Source organism: Sorangium sp. So ce363 (assembly GCF_051520435.1).
GTDB classification, from domain to species: Bacteria; Myxococcota_A; Polyangia; order Polyangiales; family Polyangiaceae; genus Sorangium; species Sorangium cellulosum_B.
Map to the genome: position 1 here is coordinate 12,701,595 of NZ_CP150333.1, position 18,864 is coordinate 12,720,458.

The 18,864-nt window shown below is 68.1% G+C and carries 11 protein-coding genes; 5 read left to right on the forward strand and 6 right to left on the reverse strand.

Features of this window, described 5'->3' with window-relative positions; translation table 11 throughout:
- Positions 1-379: 379 nt before the first annotated feature.
- From WMF12_RS47875 to speB, 4 genes are all read left to right on the forward strand, one after another.
- Complete coding sequence (locus WMF12_RS47875) at positions 380-3,466, forward strand: AAA family ATPase (protein WP_437743373.1); 3,087 nt, start codon at positions 380-382, stop codon at positions 3,464-3,466.
- A gap of 216 nt (positions 3,467-3,682) precedes the next feature.
- On the forward strand, positions 3,683-5,896 hold the full coding sequence (locus WMF12_RS47880) for a SulP family inorganic anion transporter (RefSeq protein ID WP_437857271.1): 2,214 nt from the start codon (positions 3,683-3,685) through the stop codon (positions 5,894-5,896).
- 713 nt (positions 5,897-6,609) lie between these two features.
- Positions 6,610-7,683, forward strand: coding sequence for a polyamine ABC transporter substrate-binding protein (locus WMF12_RS47885; RefSeq protein WP_437857281.1), 1,074 nt, complete (start codon positions 6,610-6,612; stop codon positions 7,681-7,683).
- A gap of 355 nt (positions 7,684-8,038) precedes the next feature.
- On the forward strand, positions 8,039-9,019 hold the full coding sequence (gene speB / locus WMF12_RS47890; protein ID WP_437857287.1) for an agmatinase: 981 nt from the start codon (positions 8,039-8,041) through the stop codon (positions 9,017-9,019).
- Between the two features lie 10 nt (positions 9,020-9,029).
- On the opposite strand, the gene WMF12_RS47895 is transcribed toward speB, so the two are convergent.
- Together WMF12_RS47895 and WMF12_RS47900 are read right to left on the reverse strand one after the other, a co-directional pair.
- Positions 9,030-9,890, reverse strand: a complete 861-nt coding sequence (locus WMF12_RS47895; RefSeq protein ID WP_437857294.1) for a carbon-nitrogen hydrolase family protein — start codon at positions 9,888-9,890, stop codon at positions 9,030-9,032.
- Between the two features lie 84 nt (positions 9,891-9,974).
- Entirely contained in the window at positions 9,975-11,486 is a 1,512-nt protein-coding gene (locus tag WMF12_RS47900) for a flavin monoamine oxidase family protein (RefSeq protein ID WP_437857299.1), read from the reverse strand.
- A gap of 262 nt (positions 11,487-11,748) precedes the next feature.
- Here WMF12_RS47900 and WMF12_RS47905 point away from each other — a divergent pair, with 262 nt between their 5' ends.
- Positions 11,749-12,024, forward strand: a complete 276-nt coding sequence (locus WMF12_RS47905) for a hypothetical protein (protein WP_437857305.1) — start codon at positions 11,749-11,751, stop codon at positions 12,022-12,024.
- 295 nt (positions 12,025-12,319) lie between these two features.
- Here WMF12_RS47905 and WMF12_RS47910 read toward each other — a convergent pair whose 3' ends face one another.
- The 4 genes from WMF12_RS47910 to WMF12_RS47925 all read right to left on the reverse strand — a co-directional run bounded on the left by WMF12_RS47910 (position 12,320) and on the right by WMF12_RS47925 (position 18,663).
- A complete protein-coding gene (locus WMF12_RS47910) occupies positions 12,320-15,166 on the reverse strand; it encodes a TonB-dependent receptor domain-containing protein (RefSeq protein WP_437857312.1) in 2,847 nt (948 codons plus the stop codon).
- A gap of 668 nt (positions 15,167-15,834) precedes the next feature.
- Positions 15,835-16,665, reverse strand: a complete 831-nt coding sequence (locus tag WMF12_RS47915; protein ID WP_437857322.1) for an ABC transporter permease — start codon at positions 16,663-16,665, stop codon at positions 15,835-15,837.
- Positions 16,662-17,555, reverse strand: coding sequence for an ABC transporter permease (locus WMF12_RS47920; RefSeq protein WP_012241768.1), 894 nt, complete (start codon positions 17,553-17,555; stop codon positions 16,662-16,664). Before WMF12_RS47920 ends, WMF12_RS47915 begins: the two co-directional genes overlap by 4 nt.
- Positions 17,548-18,663 (reverse strand): ABC transporter ATP-binding protein, encoded by a 1,116-nt coding sequence (locus tag WMF12_RS47925; RefSeq protein ID WP_437743381.1) that lies wholly within the window; start codon positions 18,661-18,663, stop codon positions 17,548-17,550. The genes WMF12_RS47920 and WMF12_RS47925 overlap by 8 nt, the downstream gene beginning before the upstream one ends.
- Between the last annotated feature and the right edge of the window lie 201 nt (positions 18,664-18,864).

The following is an 18,864-nucleotide window of genomic DNA, read 5'->3' on the forward strand; positions in this document are numbered from 1 at the left end:
CCACGTCTGTCTTCACCGCGCGGCCGCTCTGGGCGGATGTCCGCGCCGACGTGGAGGCACCTTGTTCCAGGCTTTCCGTCGGCGGGCACCCCCCGCGCGGCGCGCACGGTGACGGTGAAGGAGACGATGTGCCGCATTCTCCGGAACATGCGCAAATGTACGCGCACGAACGCGCGCACGAACACGCGTACGCTCAGCCCGTGCAGCGCGGCGAACGTCAAATCCAGCGGCGAACCCAGGCCGCGCTGACCGCCCGAACGATCGATCGAAGATCCCGGTATTCATCCGTTCCCGCCGGCAGTAGACTCCAGGCTCTGCGTCCCGCAGACGCGCTTCCCAGGCCGATTCCAAGCGGGATCCGTTGCTGAGGAGCAAGGAAATGAACCCGCTCGTCCCCGACTTCATCATCCAGCAAGACGCTCTCGGCAACACCGAGGGCAGCTTCACGGGGGCGGTGCTGATGATCGACATCCCCGGCTTCACCGAGCTCACGGAGAAGCTGATGCAGCACGGCCGCGCGGGCGCGGAGACGCTCGCCGGCACGCTCCGGTACTACTTCGACCCGCTCATCGCCGCGGTCCACCACGCCGGGGGCTTCATCACGAACTTCGCGGGCGACGCGTTCACGGCGCTGTTCCAGGACACGCCGGACCGCAAGGTCGCGGAGTACGTGCTCGGCGCGGCGCTCGCGATGCGCGACCTGTTCGCGGAGCACCCCGAGCGCGACACGCCCTTCGGCAGCTTCCCGTTCTCGTTCCGGATGGGGCTCGCGTGGGGCTCGGTCGAGTGGGGTATCGTCCGCATCTCCCCGGAGCGCGCGTACTACCACTTCCACGGGCAGGCGCTCGCCGCGTGCGTCGCGATCGAGCGGCAAGCGCTGAAGGGCGACATCCTCCTCGACCGCGCGCTCTGCGATCGCATCCCGCCCGCGAGCGCGAAGTACCACGGCGAGGGCGTCTACAAGCTCGGCGACGTGCCGGCGCCCAGGATGCCGCAGGTCCCGAGGAACCCGCCGCGCGGCGAGGGCACCGCGTTCGTGGCGAGGGGCGTCGCGGACATGCCCCCGGAGGGCGAGTTCCGGAACGTCACGAGCGTCTTCCTCTCGTTCGAGCAGATCCCGAGCTTCGCGGAGCTCACGCGCCTCCTGCACGAGCTCTCCGAGCTCTACGGCGGCACCTTCACGGGCATCGACGCAGGCGATCTCGGCATCGCCGCGCTGATCCACTTCGGCGCCCCGATCACCCACGAGAACGACAACGATCGCGCGCTCGACTTCGCGCTGGAGCTGAAGAAGCGCGGCCTCCGGCAGATGCGCCTCCGCGCGGGGATCACGCGCGACGTCCGGTACGCCGGCTTCAACGGCGGCACCGAGCGCCACGAGTTCGCGTGCATCGGCCGCGCGACGAACCTCGCCGCGCGCCTCGTCGCGAAGGCCCCCTGGTCGGCGATCTGGGCCGACGAGCAGGTCTTCCGCGCCGGTGAGACGAGCTACCAGTGGACGACGGAGAACATCTTCCGGTTCAAGGGCTTCGATCTGCCCATCCTCGTCTACTCGCTGGAGCGCCGCCGCATCTCGGTCCAGAAGGAGTTCTACGACCTCGGCCTCATCGGCCGCGAGGCGGAGATCGAGCAGCTCGTGCGCTACGTCGGGCCGATCTTCGAGGGCAAGCCGGCCGGGATCACGTACATCGACGGCGAGCCGGGGCTCGGGAAGAGCTACCTCGTGCAGCGCTTCCGCCACCGGTGCGAGGAGCACCAGAGCGACCGGCCCTTCCTGTGGATCGACGCGCGCTGCGACCAGACGCTCCAGAGCTCGCTCAACGCGTTCGAGTTCGCGCTGAAGGAGTACTTCTGGGAGTCCTCCGCGCTCGGCAAGGAAGAGAAGCTCACGAACTTCGACGACGCGTTCGAGTACCTCCTCGAGCGCCTGCCCGAGAGCCAGGCCGCGCTGAAGCGCGAGCTCGATCGCGCGCGCTCGGTGTTCGCGGCGCTCATCGGCATCCGCTGGGAGGACTCGCCGTACGAGCGCCTGCACCCGAAGCTCCGGTACACGAGCACGCTCTCGGCGCTGAGCTTCGTCTTCCTCGCCGAGGCGTCGCTCCAGCCGGTGATCCTGCACCTCGAGGACGCGCACTGGGCCGACGAGGACTCGCTCGAGGCGGTGCGCGTGATCGCGCGCGCATGCCGGGGGCTGCCCATCGCGATCATCTGTACGACGCGGCGCAAGGACGACGGCACCCCCGTCCGCATCCCGCTCGACCCGGGCATCTCCGAGAACGTGATCGAGCTGAAGCCGCTGCCGCGCGAGCAGCTCCTCGCGCTCGCGGTCCCGTTCTTCGGCGGCCCGATGCCGGACATGCTCGCGACGCTCCTCTGCGAGACGGCCGGCGGCAACCCGTTCTTCGCGCAGGAGATCCTCGCCTACTGGCTCGAGGACGGGCGCTACGGATCGAGCTCGAGCTCCATCTCGATCTCGAACACGTTCATGCCGCCGAAGAACGTGAACAGCCTGCTCATCTCGCGCCTCGACCGGCTCGACGCGAAGGTGAAGCAGACGATCGTCGCCGCGGCCGTCCTCGGGCGCGAGTTCGACCTGCGCGTGCTCGCGCTGATGCTCCCCGACGCCTCCGTGCTCGAGGAGCACGTGCGCATCGGCGAGGCGCAGTGCATCTGGTCGCAGATGACGGAGCGGCGCTTCCAGTTCAGCAACGCGCTCCTCCGCAACGCGGCCTACGAGATGCAGTCCCGCGCGCGGCTCCAGGAGCTCCACCGGCTCGCGGCCGAGGCGATCGAGAGCCTCTACGGCGATGACCTCGAGGACCAGCTCGTCGCGCTCGGCCGCCACTGGCGCCGCGCGGGCAAGGTGGACCACGCGCGCCGCTACTTCCTCGCGGGCGCCCGCAAGGCGGCGGCGCGCTACGCCCACGAGGAGGCGACACGCCTCTACCGCGTCTACTTCAAGCTCTCGCCGGAGCCGACGCCCGAGAGCGTCGTCGTGCGCTACGAGTTCGCCCGCGACGTCCTCGAGGCGAGGGGGCGGTACCAGGAGGCGCGGCAGGAGCACATCCGCGTGCTCACCGACGCCCAGAAGCTCGGCGACCGCGGGTCCGAGGCGCTCGGCTTCCTCGGCCTCGGCCGCACGCACTGGGCGATGCAGCAGCCGGACGACGCGCGCACCTACTGGGAGGAGGGGCTGCGCGCCGCGCGCGAGGCGGGCAACCTGCCGGCCGAGGGGCTCACGCTCGCGAGCCTCGGGATGGCCTACGCCGTCCAGGGCCGGTACGACGCCGCTCGCACGCTCTACTCGCGCGCGATCACGGTCGAGCGGCAGATCGGGAACCGGCGCGAGGAGGCGAGGCTCCTCGGGGAGTTCGCGAAGCTGCACCGGCTGAGCGGCCACCTCGGCGAGGCGGAGGCTCTGCAGGAGCAGGCCGCTGCCATCGAGCGTGAGCTGGGGGCCTCTTGAGCCGGTGGGGGACGCTGCCGTGCGTTCCGCCCACGCGAAGGCGACCCCGTCGTCCGACGTCGTCGCACGTTCCCTAGATCGCGGTGCAGAGGCCCCGCCGGCCCGCGCGGCGCCGGCGCGCCCCGGCCCTCGCCGCCCTGCGAATTCCGCTGACAATCGATCACGAGGTCTCCCAAGAGCATGACACGACAGGCAACAAAGGAGTCACCTGCGCTGTTGAACGAGGAGCTCCTTGAGAAGGCGAAGCCTTCCAAGCTCATGCCCGCCGTGATCGCCGGAATGGTCTCGGGGACGCTGGTCGTCTCGTTCGATATCTCTCTTGGCGCGCTGATCTTCAACCACGGGCTCGCCGAATACCTCTCGAGAGGGATCGGCATCATCCTGATCAGCTCCGTCATCGTCGGCGTGATCGTGTCTCTCCTCAGCTCCTACAAGCCGGTGATCGCCGCGCCGCAGGAGGACGCTGCCGTCATTCTCGCCTCGATGGCGGCGGCGATCACGACGGGCATCGCGCAGAAGGACCCGACGGCGAGCCCGTTCCCGACGGTCGTGGCCGCCATCGCGATCACCTCCGTGGTCGCAGGCGGCTTCTTCCTGCTGCTCGGCCTCTTACGGCTCGGCATCCTGGTCCGCTTCATCCCGTACCCCGTCGCCGGCGGCTTCATCGCAGGCGCCGGCTGGCTCCTCCTCCAGGGCTCGATCTCGGTGATGTCCGGCCAGCCATCGACGCTCGACATTTTCCCGAGCGTGGTGATGGATCCGGAGCTCCTGAAGCGGGTCCTCCCGGGCCTCGTGTTCGGCGTCCTGCTCCTCCTGGTGCTGCGGCGGTTCTCGTCGCTCCTGCTCCTCCCCGTGCTGCTCGGGGGCTCGATCGTGGTGTTCTACGTCTCGCTGGGCCTCGCCGGCGTCAGCGTGCAGCAGGTGCTCGACAGCGGCTGGCTCCTCGGTCCGTTCCCGACCGCGTCGCTCTGGCCTCCGATCGGCGCTTCGGATTTCGGGCAGGTGGACTGGTCGGTCCTGTTCGGCAGCGCCGGCAACATGGCCGCCGTCACGATCATGGCCGCCATCACCGTGCTGCTCAGCGCGTCGGGCGTGGAGCTCGCGACGGAGCAGGAGATCGATCTCGACCGCGAGCTGCGGGCCACGGGCGTCGCGAACATCGTCACGGGCCTCTTTGGCGGCATGGTCGGCTACCTGTCGCTGGCCGAGTCGTCGATGAGCTACAAGGCCGGCTCGAACAGCCGCGTCTCGGGGCTGGTCGCGGCGGCGATCAGCTGCGTCGTGCTCTTCGTCGGCGCCGACGCCATCCTGTACTTCCCGCGCCCCGTCCTCGGGGGCCTGATCGCCTATCTCGGATTCCACTTCCTCATCAACACGCTCTACGAGGGCTGGTTCCGGCTGCGGCGCATCGAGTACTTCGTCATCGTGGTGATCCTCCTTGTCGTCGCCGTCCGGGGCTTCCTTGTCGGCATCGGGGTTGGGCTCGGCGTCTCGTTCATCCTCTTCGCGCTCAGCTACAGCCGCATCGAGGTGGTGCGCAACGCCATCTCCGGGGTCTACCTGCGCAGCAACGTCGCTCGCAGCGACGGCGAGGAGATGACCCTGACGGAGCGCGCCAAGCAGCTCAACGTGCTCCAGCTCCAGGGCTATATCTTCTTCGGGACGGCGTACAACCTCCTCTCGACCGCCCAGCAGCGCATCCAGAGCGAGGAAGGTGAGGTGCGCTATCTGCTGCTCGACTTCCGCCACGTGAACGGCATCGACTCGTCCGCCATCGCGAGCTTCCTCCGGCTCCGCAGGCTCGCCAAGGCGCACGGCGTCAAGCTCATCTTCACGGAGGTGCGTGTGGACATCCGCAATCACCTCGAGCGGGGCGAGGTCTTCGTCGGCGATGAGGACGAGGTCTGCCGGATCTACCCGGATCTGGATCGAGGCCTCGAGGCGTGTGAGAAGGAGATCATCGCAGATGCGCCGCCCAGCATGCTGCCGCCTCCGATGCTGTTCTACGATCTCCAGGATGTATTCGGCGGTCGCCCGGGAATGCTACGTTTCAAGGACTACCTCGAGCGCGTGGAGCTTCCGGATGGGTTCGATCTGTTCCGGGCCGGAGATGTGTCGAAGGACCTCTACCTCATCGAGAGCGGAGAGCTCACGGCCTGGCTCGAGATCGACGGGAAGAAGGTGAAGCGGCTCCGCACGATGGGGCCGGGGTCGGTCGTTGGCGAGTCCGGGCTCTACATGGGCGAGAAGCGGTCGGCGACGGTCACCGCCAGCCGGCAGTCCACGCTCTACCGGCTCACGGAGGAGGCGCTGCAGCGAATGACGGAGGAGGCGCCCGAGCTGGCCGCGGCCTTCCATCACTTCGTGGTCACGCTGCTGGCCCGGAGGATCGTGCACTCGACGGGGCCCGTGAAATCGCTGTTCAACTAGAGTCGATCGGTTCGGCCTGGAGCGTTGCGTTCCCGTGGAGACTCGCTTGCAGCATGGTGCGACGGCAGTACGCCTCCCGCCGGTGCGCGCCGCGCGCCGGGGAGCCGGCGTGCCCGCTCTTCAATGCTGCACGCGCGAGCACCTGGCTCCCGCAGATCCGATCGCGCACGACGCGCACGACCATCGAGCGCAGCCCGCGAGCATTGCGGTCCTGTGTTCCGGTAGCGTCGAAACACGCATTGCCGTGCCGCGCGCCATTTCACCTGGGGGAGAACAATCTCGTGTAGACGCTATCCCGGATGCGCGTGGATGCGCGGCGAACACACATTTGAATGCAATTTCGACGATCTCTTTCGGATTCAGAGCCACGGAATGTACGATTCGCCTAAGCTTGCGAACAGTCGTGGTTTCGCTCCGAATGAGAAGGCCAGTCGTGTTGCTTACCGCGCAACACATTTTCCTTGACAAGGGGACGCGCGCTTGCAATCCACGGTCCATAGGGTCGTGGCCGGGGCTGCCCGGCATCCCGCGCGCGTCCTACCGGCCGATGGGGGCCTCGGTCCGCAGACGCGCTCCACTGGTTGGCGCTTCCGGAGATCACCGAGGCCAGCATCGCGCCAGCGAACACCCGCAGGCCTGTCCGCCTTGAGCAGCTGGAGAAAGGACAACTTATGAAAACTCAACGTCGACCCCTGATGGTACTAGCCATTCTGTTGGGTGTCCTATCGGTCGCCGCCTGCGGCAAAGATAAGGCTCCTGCTGAAGGACGTGCAGAGTCGGGCACCAAGGAAACTGCGGCTCAGCCCTCCGAGCTCAGCGTCCTCATCTTCCCGAACTACCTGGACGACAAGAGCATCAAGGACTTCGAGACGCAGAACAACGCCCGTCTGCGGCTCACGATCTACGACTCCACCGAGGAGATGGAGAGCAAGCTCGCCTATGCGGGCGCCGACGCGCAGTACGATGTCGTCGTGATGGCGGCGCACGCCAGCGGGCGGCTCGCGCGGCGCGGGCTCATCCGCCCCCTGGATCACGCCCAGCTCCCCAACCTGAAGAACCTCGAGTCGCGGTTCTCGGGCCCGAACTTCGACGAGGGCAACAAGTATTCTATCCCTTACCAGTGGGGCACTGTCGCGATCATCTACAACAAGAAGAAGATCCCCAACATGGATCCGACGTGGGGCGTGCTCTTCGACGCCCAGAAGACGCCGGGCACGTTCGTGCTGATCGACGAGATGCGCGACATGGTCGGCGCGGCGCTTAAGTACAAGGGATTTTCCAGCAACACGTCGAAGCCTGAAGAGATCCGGGAGGCCGGGCGCATCCTCAAGGAGGCCAAGAGCAATCCGAAGTGCCTCGGCTTCAAGGGCGGCATCGGCGCGACGCAGGACGTGAAGGGCGGCTCCGTCGACATGGCGGTCGTCTGGAACGGGGACGCGCAGAAGGTGGTCTGGGAGGACAAGGATCGCCTCGCCCTCGTCATTCCGAAGGAAGGTTCCGTGATCTGGGTCGACGTGATGACCGTGCCCACCAAGTCGCCCCACCCCGAGCTGGCTCACAAGTTCATCAATCACATGCTGACCCCCGACGGCGGCGCGCAGCTCTCGATGATGACGAAGTACGCGACCCCGAACAGCGCCGCGCAGGCCAAGCTGCCGGTGGAAGACCGCACGAACCAGCTCATCTATCCGACGGGTGACCAGGCGAGCCGCCTGGAGCACCATCGCGATCTCGGCGAGGCGGCCAAGCTCTACGACGAGGTCTGGGCGGCCGTGAAATCGAACTGACCGCGAGGCGATGGCGCCAACGAGGTGCTCAGCCACCGATCACGCCGATGCCCATCCTGCGCGACGCGCCGGTGTCGAGCGCACGCCCGAGCTGGAATCAGGGCCGCTGCGTGGAGCCCCTGGCAAGACTGAATGCTTCGTTGCCACCGACGTGTCCCGCTGGCGCGGCGCTCGTCTCGCCGGCGCGTCCCCGACGCGTGCGCGACGAGCCCGGCTGGAGCGCACGGCGTAACTCGCTGCCACCGGAGCGCACCGCGCCCGGGGCGCCCGGCGCGACGAGGTGGAGTGCGTCGATCTGAACGTAAGGACCTCTATGGAAGATCATCGCTCCAAGACCACGGCTCGCGCGAGAGGCATGGTCGTAGACAACGCGTTCACGGCCGATAGCGTCTATGGCGTTCGGCGCGAGCCGACCTACAGCGGCGCGCTCTCCTTCCTGCGCCGCAAGTACACGCGCGACCTGACTGGCGTCGATGTGGCGGTCACCGGCATCCCGCTCGACACGGCGACCAGCAACCGCCCAGGGACGCGCTTCGGCCCGCGCGCGGTGCGGGAGGCCTCGGCGCACCTCGCGTGGAACCGCCCTTACGGCTACGAGTTCGATCCGCTCGACCGGCTCGCCGTGGTGGACTATGGCGACTGCGTCTGGGATTACGGGCGTCCGGAGGAGAGCCCTGTCGCCATCGAGGAGCACATCGGCCGGATCCTCGACGCCGGGGTGACGCCCCTCTCGATCGGGGGGGATCACTTTGTGAGTTACCCGATCCTGCGCGCCGTGTCCAAGCGCCGCGGGAAGCTCTCGCTGATCCATTTCGACGCTCACTCCGACACGTGGAGCGACGAGGTCGGATCGGGTCGGGTCGATCACGGCACCATGTTCTTCCACGCGGCGCGGGAGGGCCTCGTGGAGCCCAGCCGCTCGGCGCAGATCGGGCTCCGCACTTACAACGCCGATACGCTCGGCTTCCAGGTGCTCGACGCGCCCTGGGTTCATCGCCATGGCGCGAGGGCGGTGATCGAGCACGTTCGTAATATCGTCGGGGACCACGAGGTTTACCTGACGTTCGACATCGACTTCCTCGACCCGAGCTTCGCGCCCGGCACCGGCACGCCGGTCTGCGGGGGGATGTCCACCGCGGTCGCGCTGGAGATCCTGCGGGGGCTCCAGGGCATCGCGCTCGTCGGCATGGACGTCGTGGAGGTCGCGCCCGCGTACGACGTGGGTGAAATCACGGCGCTGGCTGGCGCGACGATCGCGCAGGAGGGGCTCGGGCTCATCGCGTGCCGGCCAGGGGCGCCCAGAGCAAGGGAGCCGGCCGAGGGAGAGCGGCGTTAGAGCGGCGGCTCTACGAGCGTGTCCGGCGGCGCGGAGATCGCGCTCGGTACGGCGCGAAGACCGCTTCTGGCGAGTCTTCGGTGAACTGGCGGAGCACCCGGTTCAGCCCGCGCGTGCCGTGGGCGCGGACCGTCTGGACGCGGTCGAGATCGAGCACCTCCCCGAGGTACTCCTCGCCGGAGCCCCCCAGGAAGAGGACGCGGCCCTCGGGATCGACCGCGATGGAGCGCCCGCCGCCGATCTCCACCGCGGCATTGACGTTCACCACATAACACTGGTTCTCGATCGCGCGGGCGCGGGCGAGCACGAGCTCCTCCTCGCGATCCGGCGTCGTGGTGAGCGTCGGGTGCAGGATCACCTCGGCGCCGCGCAGCGCCAGCCCGCGCGCGACCTCGGGATACCAGCCATCGTAGCAGATCATGAGCCCCAGCCGGCCGACGCGCGGGATGTCGAACACGGGCGCGGGCTCATCGCCCGGCGCACAGGTCTCGAAGGGCATCCAGGGATAGAGCTTGCGGTACCGGGTGACGAGCTTGCCGCTCGGCGAGAAGACGAGCGCGGTATTGTGCAGCTTGTCCCCCGCGCGCTCGTAGATCGACCCGGCGCAGAGCCACCTCCCAGCCCTGCGCGCGATCGCGCCGAGCCGCCTGGTGAGCGGCCCCGGGATCGGCTGGGCGAGCTCGTGCGACGGGGAGGTGTGGCGGAACGGGTGATCCCCTGTGAGCCACAGCTCGGGAAAGAGGTAGAGCTGCGCCTCGGGGAACGAGACCCCCAGCGTCTGCACCTCGCGCTCGAGCTTCTCGAGCGTCGCAGCAGGGTCGCCGGGCACGGGCCGGGACTGGACTCCGATGACGTGGAGGAGGCGAGCCATACAAGCGACGTTATACACCCCCTCTGCGGCATACGTTCGAGGGGCGTCGTGAACGTCGCGCCGGGGGGCGCCTGGCGAGCTCGCTCAGGTGGTCGGCTCGATCGACCCGCGAGCCGCCGCGATCACCTCGGCCGTGGCGAAGTGCGCCGACTCGAGGGCACCCTGCGCCCAGCCCGTGTAGAGACACGTGTGATCGCCGGCGAAGACGACGCGCCCCTCGCCGCGCTGGAGATCCGCGATCAGGTCGGTCTGATCGGGCCGGTACGCGGGCCAGCCGCCTCGCGTGTACGGCTGGTGGTGCCACGAGAACGACAGCCCCTTCTGGAAGTACTGCCGCGCGTTCGGGAAGAACGACTCCATCGTCTTGAGCCCGAACTCGATGCGATCGGCCGCGGTGGGCAGCTCGTCGAGCGCCGCGGCGTTGCGGTCCTGCACGTACGCCGTGAGGATGCCCGAGGAGCCGGGCTGGAGCGAGGTCAGGTCCCACAGGCGCTCGATGGGCGTGGTCGTGCAGGCCGCGAGCAGCCCGATGATGCCCTCATCCGCCCAGAACCGGTGCGAGAACTGGAAGTTGAGGCGCGTGACGGTGAACATCGGGATCTCCGACGCGGCGCGGTGCTTGGGGCCGGAGAGCGGCGGGTCGAACGCGACCTCGAGCAGGATGCGGTGGGGGAGCGCGCACACCACGAAGTCGCCCTCGATCGTCTCGGGGTCCCCGTTCCTGAGGAACTCGACGGTCACGCCGTCCTCGCGGGAGATCACCCGCTGCACATGGGCCCCCTTGAGGATGCGATCGCCGAGATCGTCGGCGAACGCGGTGGTCAGCCGGTCGTTCCCGCCGGCGATCGCGTAGGTGTGGAACCACTTGGCGTCGAGCCGCTGGTTCGCCGACCAGGCGAGGCCGCTGAACATCTCGATCTCCGTCCCCTCGTACGCGCGGCAGATCTCCCTCGCGGCGTGCGAGGCCCCGGTCCGATCCAGGCTGCGGTAGAACGTCTCGCCCGAGAAGTCCTTGCGGACGGTGGCCGGTGGCCACTGCGTGTCCCGCGGGTCGCCGATCACCGAGAACGCCTTCGCCGCGAGCTGCAGGTTGAGGGACTCCGCGTCGATGTCCCGCTCTTCCGGAGAGAGCGGAAAGTCGGCAGGATAGTGCGCTTTGCCCCGCGAGGTGCTCAGGAAGCGATGGCCCATGACGTAGTACAGCTGCGTCGCGTCGAGCGGATACTCGAGGATCTCCAGCCCGAAGTGGCGCGCATAGGCGAGCGTGAGGACGTGGGTGTCGGCGATCCGGGTGACGCCGAGCTCGGCGTACTGGTCGCCGAAGTGGTTCCGGAGCGTGTAGAAGCGGCCGCCCACACGGTCATTCCGCTCGAGGATGATCGGGTCGAACCCGGCCTTCCGCAGCGACCATGCGGTGCACAGCCCTGAAATCCCGCCGCCGAGCACGATGACACGGCGTCCGCCGCCGACGCTCGGCCACTCAGGTAGGGTGTCCCACATCTGTGGCAACATCTCCCCTGCGGCCGCGAGGCGACGCCGGTCGTAGACGGAAGCGAACGGCTGCTCGGGGACATCGATCGGGCGGTCGGGCAACATGGACCTCTTGCTCGGGCTGGCTGACGATCGTCAGGTTGGCAAAATTGCCGTCAAGATGGCGCGCCGCGGGCGGCATACCCGACGCGCGCTCCTCTCGTGACCTAGGGTTCGGCGCGAAGATCGGCGCCCATCGCTCCCCTGGTCGCTCCTGGTCGCGGCGCGATCCGCCGAGCGGCGCGCCCGTTGTTCCGCCGTCGCTCCGGACCGCGCGCGCCGTGTGCCGCGTGATCCGAGGTCGAGGAGCAGATATTCACGAGTGACCATGATGGACAAGCGATGTTTTGCTTTCAAGCAAAATCATGACCGCGCGGATTGCCACAAGAGTGTGCGGGCGTCCGATGATGTGGTCACCTGGTTACGTGGCACGCGGCACGCGGCCGCACGTCGTCAGATCGCAGCGTTTCCGGCGACGGCCATGAAGCGAACGCACCGCTCCACACCACCGCGCCTCGAACGTGGATTGCGGAGGAACGTGCGTGATTTGCGTCCAGGCGCACGATTTGCGTCGGGCAAAGAAGCACACGAGAGCGCTGCATGACACGCGAGGCCGGTCCAGGCGCTGAGTTCACGCGAGACGCTGAATTCGAGCGTGGTGCGAACCGCGTGCAGCGGTGGAGCTCCTGCCAGAGCGGAACGGTACCGCAGGTGTGGCTTGCGCCGCGCCTGGAATGGATGAGGCCGCCAGGGCGACGCCGCTCAATGGCCGCGAGGCGCGAGGCCACGTGCTGCGCTGGCCGCCCTGCGCCGCGGCCGAGCCGGGCGGCGCGGGAGCGGAGCGCCGAGAGGTGATGGGCGTGAGATGAGAGCGCGCGGCCAGGACGGCCGCGCGATGATCAGAAATTCAGGTTGGCAGAGAGGAGGAAGGTGCGGCCTGCCTGCGGCATCCTGGTCGCCGTGAACTGGGGCGAGATGGGGGCCTCGTACTCCCAGTCGGCGACGTTGTAGACGCCCATGTTGTAGCGGAGGCCGGCCACTTCCGTCTGACCGGAGAGGACGACGTCCCAGATCACCGCGGGGTCGGTCTCCGTCAGGGTCTTGTCGATGCGCGGCGACTCGACGGTGAGGCGCGTCGACAGCATCAGCGCCTTCCCGAACAGCGGCACGGTCCCCTTGACGGCGGCCATGTGCTCCGGCGAGTTGGGCACCTTCGTGAGCACCTCGTCGACGTCTCCTTTATCGAGGTACCGCGCCCGTGAATAGGAGTAGGAGAGAGAGGCCATCCAGCCCTGGCGCCACTCGCGGCGCAGCTCGGCCTCCGCGCCCAGCACGAGGATCGGCTCCTTGGTGTTGTCGTACCTCCCGTGCTCATCTGCCGTGAACGAGCCGGTCTGCGCGATCATGTCGGTCATGTAGTTCACGTATCCCGCGCCGAGCAAGGAGAGCGTGGACGAGAGCCGGTGCGTGAACTCGACCTCTCCCGAGAGCACGCTCTCGGGACCGATCCGCTCTTCATCCGTCTCCGCCGGATTGAACCCCGGGTCAAAGTAGCTCGACGGCACCGTCAGGAAGAGCTCGTAGATGGGCGGAGCGCGGAACGCGCGGCCGCCGGTGACCTTCAGGTTGCCCCCTTCGTAGGGCTTGACGACGAGCGCGATACGCGGGCTGATCCCGGAGTTGAAGCTGAGCTTCTTCTCAGGCTCGTCACTGCTATAGTTGTAATAGTCGATACGAGCACCCGCGGAGATGCGGACGCGATCGGACGGGACGAAGTCGACAACGCCGTAGCCGGCGAGGATCTGGTAAGGGTGCGAGTCGAACAGATCCTCGTTGTCGGGGTCGCCGCCGCCGAGGGGCAGCACGAGCGTGTCGGTGCACGGAAGAATACCGCAAACCCTCTCCTCGATGCGCTGCCTGCCGAGCAGGTGTACCTGGCCTTCGGCGCCGACGGTGACCTTCAGCTCGCGGAGCGGTGAGACTTCGAAGCGCTGATCCGCGAGCAGCCACGTGTCCTGGTACTGCTCGACGTCATAAACCGTGTCGGTCTCGGCCTCGGAGGAGGCCTCGGACAGCCACAGCCTGTCATTGTAGAGCTGCATGTCGACGGCCACGCGGGTCGTCATCGAGAAGCTATCCGAGAACCGCGGCGAGAACGTGAGCTCGGCGAACCCGCGCCTGTCGCGGTAAAACGTCCTGTCGTCGCCGACCATGGTGAAGTTGGCGCCGGTCGGGAGCGCCTTCTTGCGCTCGTTGTAGGACACCTGCGCCGAGAGGGACTTGTACCAGAGCCGCCCCTGGACCGTCCCGACATTGAAGTGGTCCGCGCCGCGGGCGTTGGCATCGCCGCCCTTCCACTTGTTCTCGAGTCCTGTCGGGATCGGCAGGAAGTAGTCTCGCCCTTGACCGTGGCCTCCGGCGACCGACAGCCACATGCCGGAGTCGCGCCCGAAGGGCACCTGCACCTGGGCGCGGCCCCGGATGAAGCCGTGCTGCGCCGCGCCCACGCCGACGCCCGCGCCGAACGACGTCGGGCGGCCCTTGGTCACGATGTTGATGACGCCGACGAACGCGCCCGTACCGTAGAGCAGCGAGCCCGGGCCACGGACGACCTCGATCCGCTCGACGTCCTCCAGGTCGGTGCGCGCGGATTGATCGGCGAAGGCGAGGCCGTCCCACGTGTCGTTGATCGAGTGCCCGTTGAGCAGCACGAGCACGCGGTTGCTGTAGTCACCAGGGATGCTGATCCCGCGGATGCCAACCCAGGAGTAGGTGCCGTCGTACGTCGTGTAGACGCCGCGCATGCCCCTCAAGGCCTCGGCGACCGTCGGATACCCCATCGCGCGGAGCTCCTGGCCCGAGATGATCGTGACCGAGCCGGGCGCGTCCTCGACGGCCTCCGCCGTACGCGACGCGGCCTCGACCTCCTCGAGCTGCCGGAGGGAGATGTCGATTCTGGTCTGCTGTGCGGCCACCACGTTCGCTGTCTGCTCCACCGGGCGGAAGCCGCGCAGCGAGACGCGCACGCGGCGCTGGCCGCTCTGCACGTTGAGGACCGCGGGCGTGAAGCCCATCGGCTTTCCGTCGACCTCGACGAGCGCGTCGCGCTCATCCGCGTTGACGACGAGGCTGCCGGTGAGCGGGTTGAGCCGGTAACGCGCGGTCACCGTGCTCGCGGCCGCCACGTTCACGTCCTGCTCCGACGGCTGATACCCCTCCTGCGAAAGGTAGAGGCGGTGCCGGCCAGGAGGCAGCGTGAGATCGCACGGCGCGGTGCACGCCGGGGGGCCGCTCGCGTCGTTGACCCGCACCGTCGTGCCCGCCATCTCACCGACCACGCGCACCGTCCCGACGATGCGCTTCAGCTTGACCGCGACGTTCGTTTGCTCGCCGATCTTCGCCTCGACGTTCTCGACCTCCGCCGGCTCGTACCCCTCGAGATCGACGATGATCTTGTGCTTGCCGGGCTGGAAGCCGAGGAGGCGGGGCGTGTTGCCGCGGCCGCCGAGATCGCGGCGGTTGATGTACACCGTCGCTCCGGGCGGGTCCGTCGTCACGTTGATGACGGCGACGTTGGGCCGGATGCGCGCGAGCGCCTCCTCGATAGCCGGCCTGCGCGCGGCGTTGGGCTCGAGATCGAGCGCCTGAACGTAGTAGCGAAATGCGTCTGGATACTCCTGGAGAGCCTCGTAAGTTCGGGCGATGTTGAAGATGACGTTTCGGTTCGGGACAAGCCGGTTCGACACCAGGAAGTGCTCCAGGGCGCCCCGGTAGTCACGCGCCGAATAGCGCTCCGTGGCGATCCTGAAGTGCAGATCGGCCTCATCGGCCAGATCATCCGCCCAGGCAGGCCGACCGGAGAATGTGAGGAGTGCTACGAGTATGAGTAGGAGTGCGGAGCGACGAAAGCTCATCTTTCGATCTCGATTCCCAACGGTCGAAGTGGAGCGCAAAGCGCCGTCCGCCGGGTCCAGCCGTTACGCAAAAACCCGGCGAGCTTGGGACGAAACAGCCGCATTGCCGGGTCAGCTTACCGTAAGCCGTCAGCTGATCCAACCTGTTCGCACAGGCGGCCGGGGACCTCACGCCGGCGTGGACGCCGCTGTGTAGGCGCCGTGCGCGGAGCGCATGACAGAGTGAGCGGAACCCGGGGCGGCGCGCGGTCCGGGCCCGGCGCCCCGCAGGAGGCGCCGTCAGGCAAGCGCTCGAGCTCGGCGCCCCAGGGCTGGGCCGCGCGAGCCAGAGCGAGGTGGAGCGCTGGTCAGGCCCAGCGCCAAGGTGAACAAGGGCGGTGCATCGCTGCGCTGACGCGCAGGAGTCCGCCGGGCTCCGCGCGGCGCGCGCGAGCCCCTTGGCCGACCGGCGCCCGGCGCGCAGAACTCCGCCGCCTCCGCCGCGAGCCCGGGCCGGCGGCTCAATTGTGCCTCCAGCGGGTGAGCCGCTCCAGGATCATGATGGACACCGCCACGCCGATCAGGAGGAGCGTTGAAATCGCGAACAGGTCGGTCCGCACGCCTCGCATCTGAGATTGGTAGACGTAGAGCGGGAGCGTGACCGAGCGCGGGCCGGACGTGAAGAAGCTGATCACGAAGTCGTTGAGCGACAGCGTGAACGCCAGCATGGCGCCCCCCACGATCGCCGGCCACAGGAGGGGGAGCGTGACCCTCCGGAAGTGGATCCACGGCGACGCATAGAGGTCCATCGCGGCCTCGCTCAGCGTCGGCCCGATGGCGACGAGCCGACTGCGGACGATGAGCGTCACGAACGCGATCTCGAACGTCACATGACCGATGATCATCGTCGTCATGCTGGGCTCGAACCAATGGTCCACCACGCGGCGGAGCACGTTGAACGCCATGACCAGCACCGCCGCGAACGTGATGTCGGGAGCGACCGCCGGGATGTCCACGATCGACTCGAGCACGCGACTCACGGAGCTTGGCCACGGAAAGTGCATCCCCAGGGCGAGCAGCGTCCCGAGGACCGTCGCGATGAGCGTGGAGGCGCCGCCGAGCATCAGGGTGTTCACGGCGACCTCGCGGATCTCCATGGCACGCCGGTTGGTCTCGGGATCGGCGAAGAGATCGAGGTACCAGCGAACCGAGAAGCCGGTCCAGAGCAGGCCCCGCTCCGCGGCGTTGAACGAGTAGACGGCGACCGCGAAGAGCGGCAGGTAGAGGAGCGCGAAGCCGAGGAAGGCGGCGATCGTCGTCAGCGCGCGCCAGAGGCCCCGGCCGAGCTTCACAGGATCTCCACGGAGCGCCCATTCCGGCGGTAAAGGGACACGCCGCCCAGCGTCAGAACGATGAGCACCAGGCTGAGCGCCGCGCCGTAAGGGATGTTCCTCCCCGGGCCGAACTGGTGCTGGATGAGGTTCCCTATCAGCCAGTGCTTCGCGCCGCCGAGCATGTCGCTCACCACGAAGACGCTCATCGCAGGGACGTACGTGAGGAGGACTGCGACGCTGAGGCCGGGGAGGGTCTGCGGCAGGATCGCCGCGAGGAAGATGCGCAGCCGCGACGCATAGAGGTCCTGCGCGGCCTCGACGAGCGACCAGTCGAGACGATCGATGCTCGTGTAGAGGGGGACCACGGCGAACGGGAGGGAGGCCGCGACGAGGCCGATCGTGACCGCCGTCCAGCTGGGATAGACGTCGCGGCCCGGGTCGATCCACCCGAGCCAGGCGGCGAGCTTGGCAGGCAGGAGCTGCGCCGACAGGAGGAGCTTCCAGCTGAACGTGCGGATCACGAGGTTCGTGCAGAGCGGGACGATGATGAGCGCGAGCCAGAAGAAGCGCCGGCGACGCGAGCCGCGCGCGATGAAGAAGGCCATCGGATAGGCGAGCATCACGGAGGCGGTCGTCACGACCAGCGCGAGGACGATGCTCCTGATGAGGATGCGCGCGTTCTCGCCGGACGCGGAGCCGAAGATGCGCTCGAACGACTCGAACGACAGCTCCCAGAGCAGGGCGCCGTCCGCGTCGCGCTTGAGGAACGACACGACGAGGAGCGCCAAGCTCGGCAAGAGGAGGAACACGGACAGCCAGGAGACGCCGCCCGCGATGAGCAGGGACCCCCGCGCGAGGAGCCTGCGCCGCGTCGTGAGCTGGCCATACCAGACCGTCGGCTCAGTCACTGAGCACCTCGAGCCGCTCGGCGGGCAGGGCGAGCCAGACCGAGGAGCCGGGCTTGAGCCGCGAGCGGGGGCTGAGCTGCACGCGCAGCGGCCCGGGCTCGATGATGAGCTCCACGTGATCGCCGCGGTAGAAGCTCTCCTTCACCACGCCGCGCACGCCGTTCTCCGCCGGCTCGTTCTCGCAGAGCTCGATCCACTCGGGGTGGATCGCGAGCGTGCCGTACTCCCACTGAGGCTTGGTCTGCACCCTCAGCGCGCCCACCGTCGTGAAGACGAGCGTGGCGCCGACGCGCTGCGCGGAGATGAGGTTGGCCGCGCCGAAGAACTCGGCGGCGAAGCGGCTCTGCGGCCGCTCGTACACCTCGGCCGTCGCCCCTTGCTGCTCGATGCGGCCCTTGTTCATCAGCACGATGCGGTCCGAGACGGTCATCGCCTCGTCCTGATCGTGCGTGACGAGCACGAACGTCTTCCCGAGCGCGCGCTGGAGCCGGCGCAGGTCGAGCTGCACCTCGGCGCGCAGCTTCGCGTCGAGCGCCGACATCGGCTCGTCGAGCAGCAGCACCTCAGGCTCGTTGACGACCGCGCGCGCGAGCGCGACTCGCTGCTTCTGACCGCCCGAGATCTGGTGCGGATACCGCTCCGCGAGGTCATCGAGCTTCAGCATCGAGAGGCTCGAACGCACGCGCTCGCGCACCTCGGGATCAGGGAAGCTGCGCGACCTCAGGCCGAAGGCCACGTTCTCGAACACGGTCAGATGCGGGAACAGCGCGTAGTTCTGGAACACGGTGTTCACCGGCCTGCGGTTCGCCGGCAGGTGGTCAACAGCCCTGCCCGCGAGCAGGATCTGCCCCCGATCGGCGCGATCGAGCCCCGCGATGATGCGGAGCAGCGTCGTCTTGCCGCAGCCGGAAGGCCCGAGGAGCGTGACGAACTCGCCGGCCTCCGCCGTGAACGACACGTCGTTCAGTATCTGTGTCTTACCGAAGCTCTTGCTGACGTTCTCTACAACGAGGCTGCATCCCGGGTTGCGGTCGGCCGCGCTCTCGGTCAGGGGCGCCATGCTGCGCTGCCCCGACGACGAGAAGAAGTCTCTCAACCTCTGGATCACCCCAGCAAACCCTTTGCGCGTGGCGCTTTCCGAACCGCTTCCGAAGCCTCGGAGCGTACTACGCAGACCATGATGCCCTCCCGTTGTCAACTGGGCGCGCGCCGGGCTGACCGGCTGAGCGGCGCGCGCCCGGCCGGGCTCTTTTCGCTCGCAGGCGGCGTACGCTACCGCCCTTCCCCTGGGCGTGCCACCTTTCTGCCG

Bases quoted from the DNA above. Each gene is read 5' to 3' on its own strand.
- WMF12_RS47875 (WP_437743373.1), top strand. From the start codon at position 380: ATGAACCCGCTCGTCCCCGACTTCATCATCCAGCAAGACGCTCTCGGC.
- speB (WP_437857287.1), top strand. From the start codon at position 8,039: ATGGTCGTAGACAACGCGTTCACGGCCGATAGCGTCTATGGCGTTCGG.
- WMF12_RS47895 (WP_437857294.1), bottom strand. From the start codon at position 9,890: ATGGCTCGCCTCCTCCACGTCATCGGAGTCCAGTCCCGGCCCGTGCCC.
- WMF12_RS47900 (WP_437857299.1), bottom strand. From the start codon at position 11,486: ATGTTGCCCGACCGCCCGATCGATGTCCCCGAGCAGCCGTTCGCTTCC.
- WMF12_RS47905 (WP_437857305.1), top strand. From the start codon at position 11,749: ATGATGGACAAGCGATGTTTTGCTTTCAAGCAAAATCATGACCGCGCG.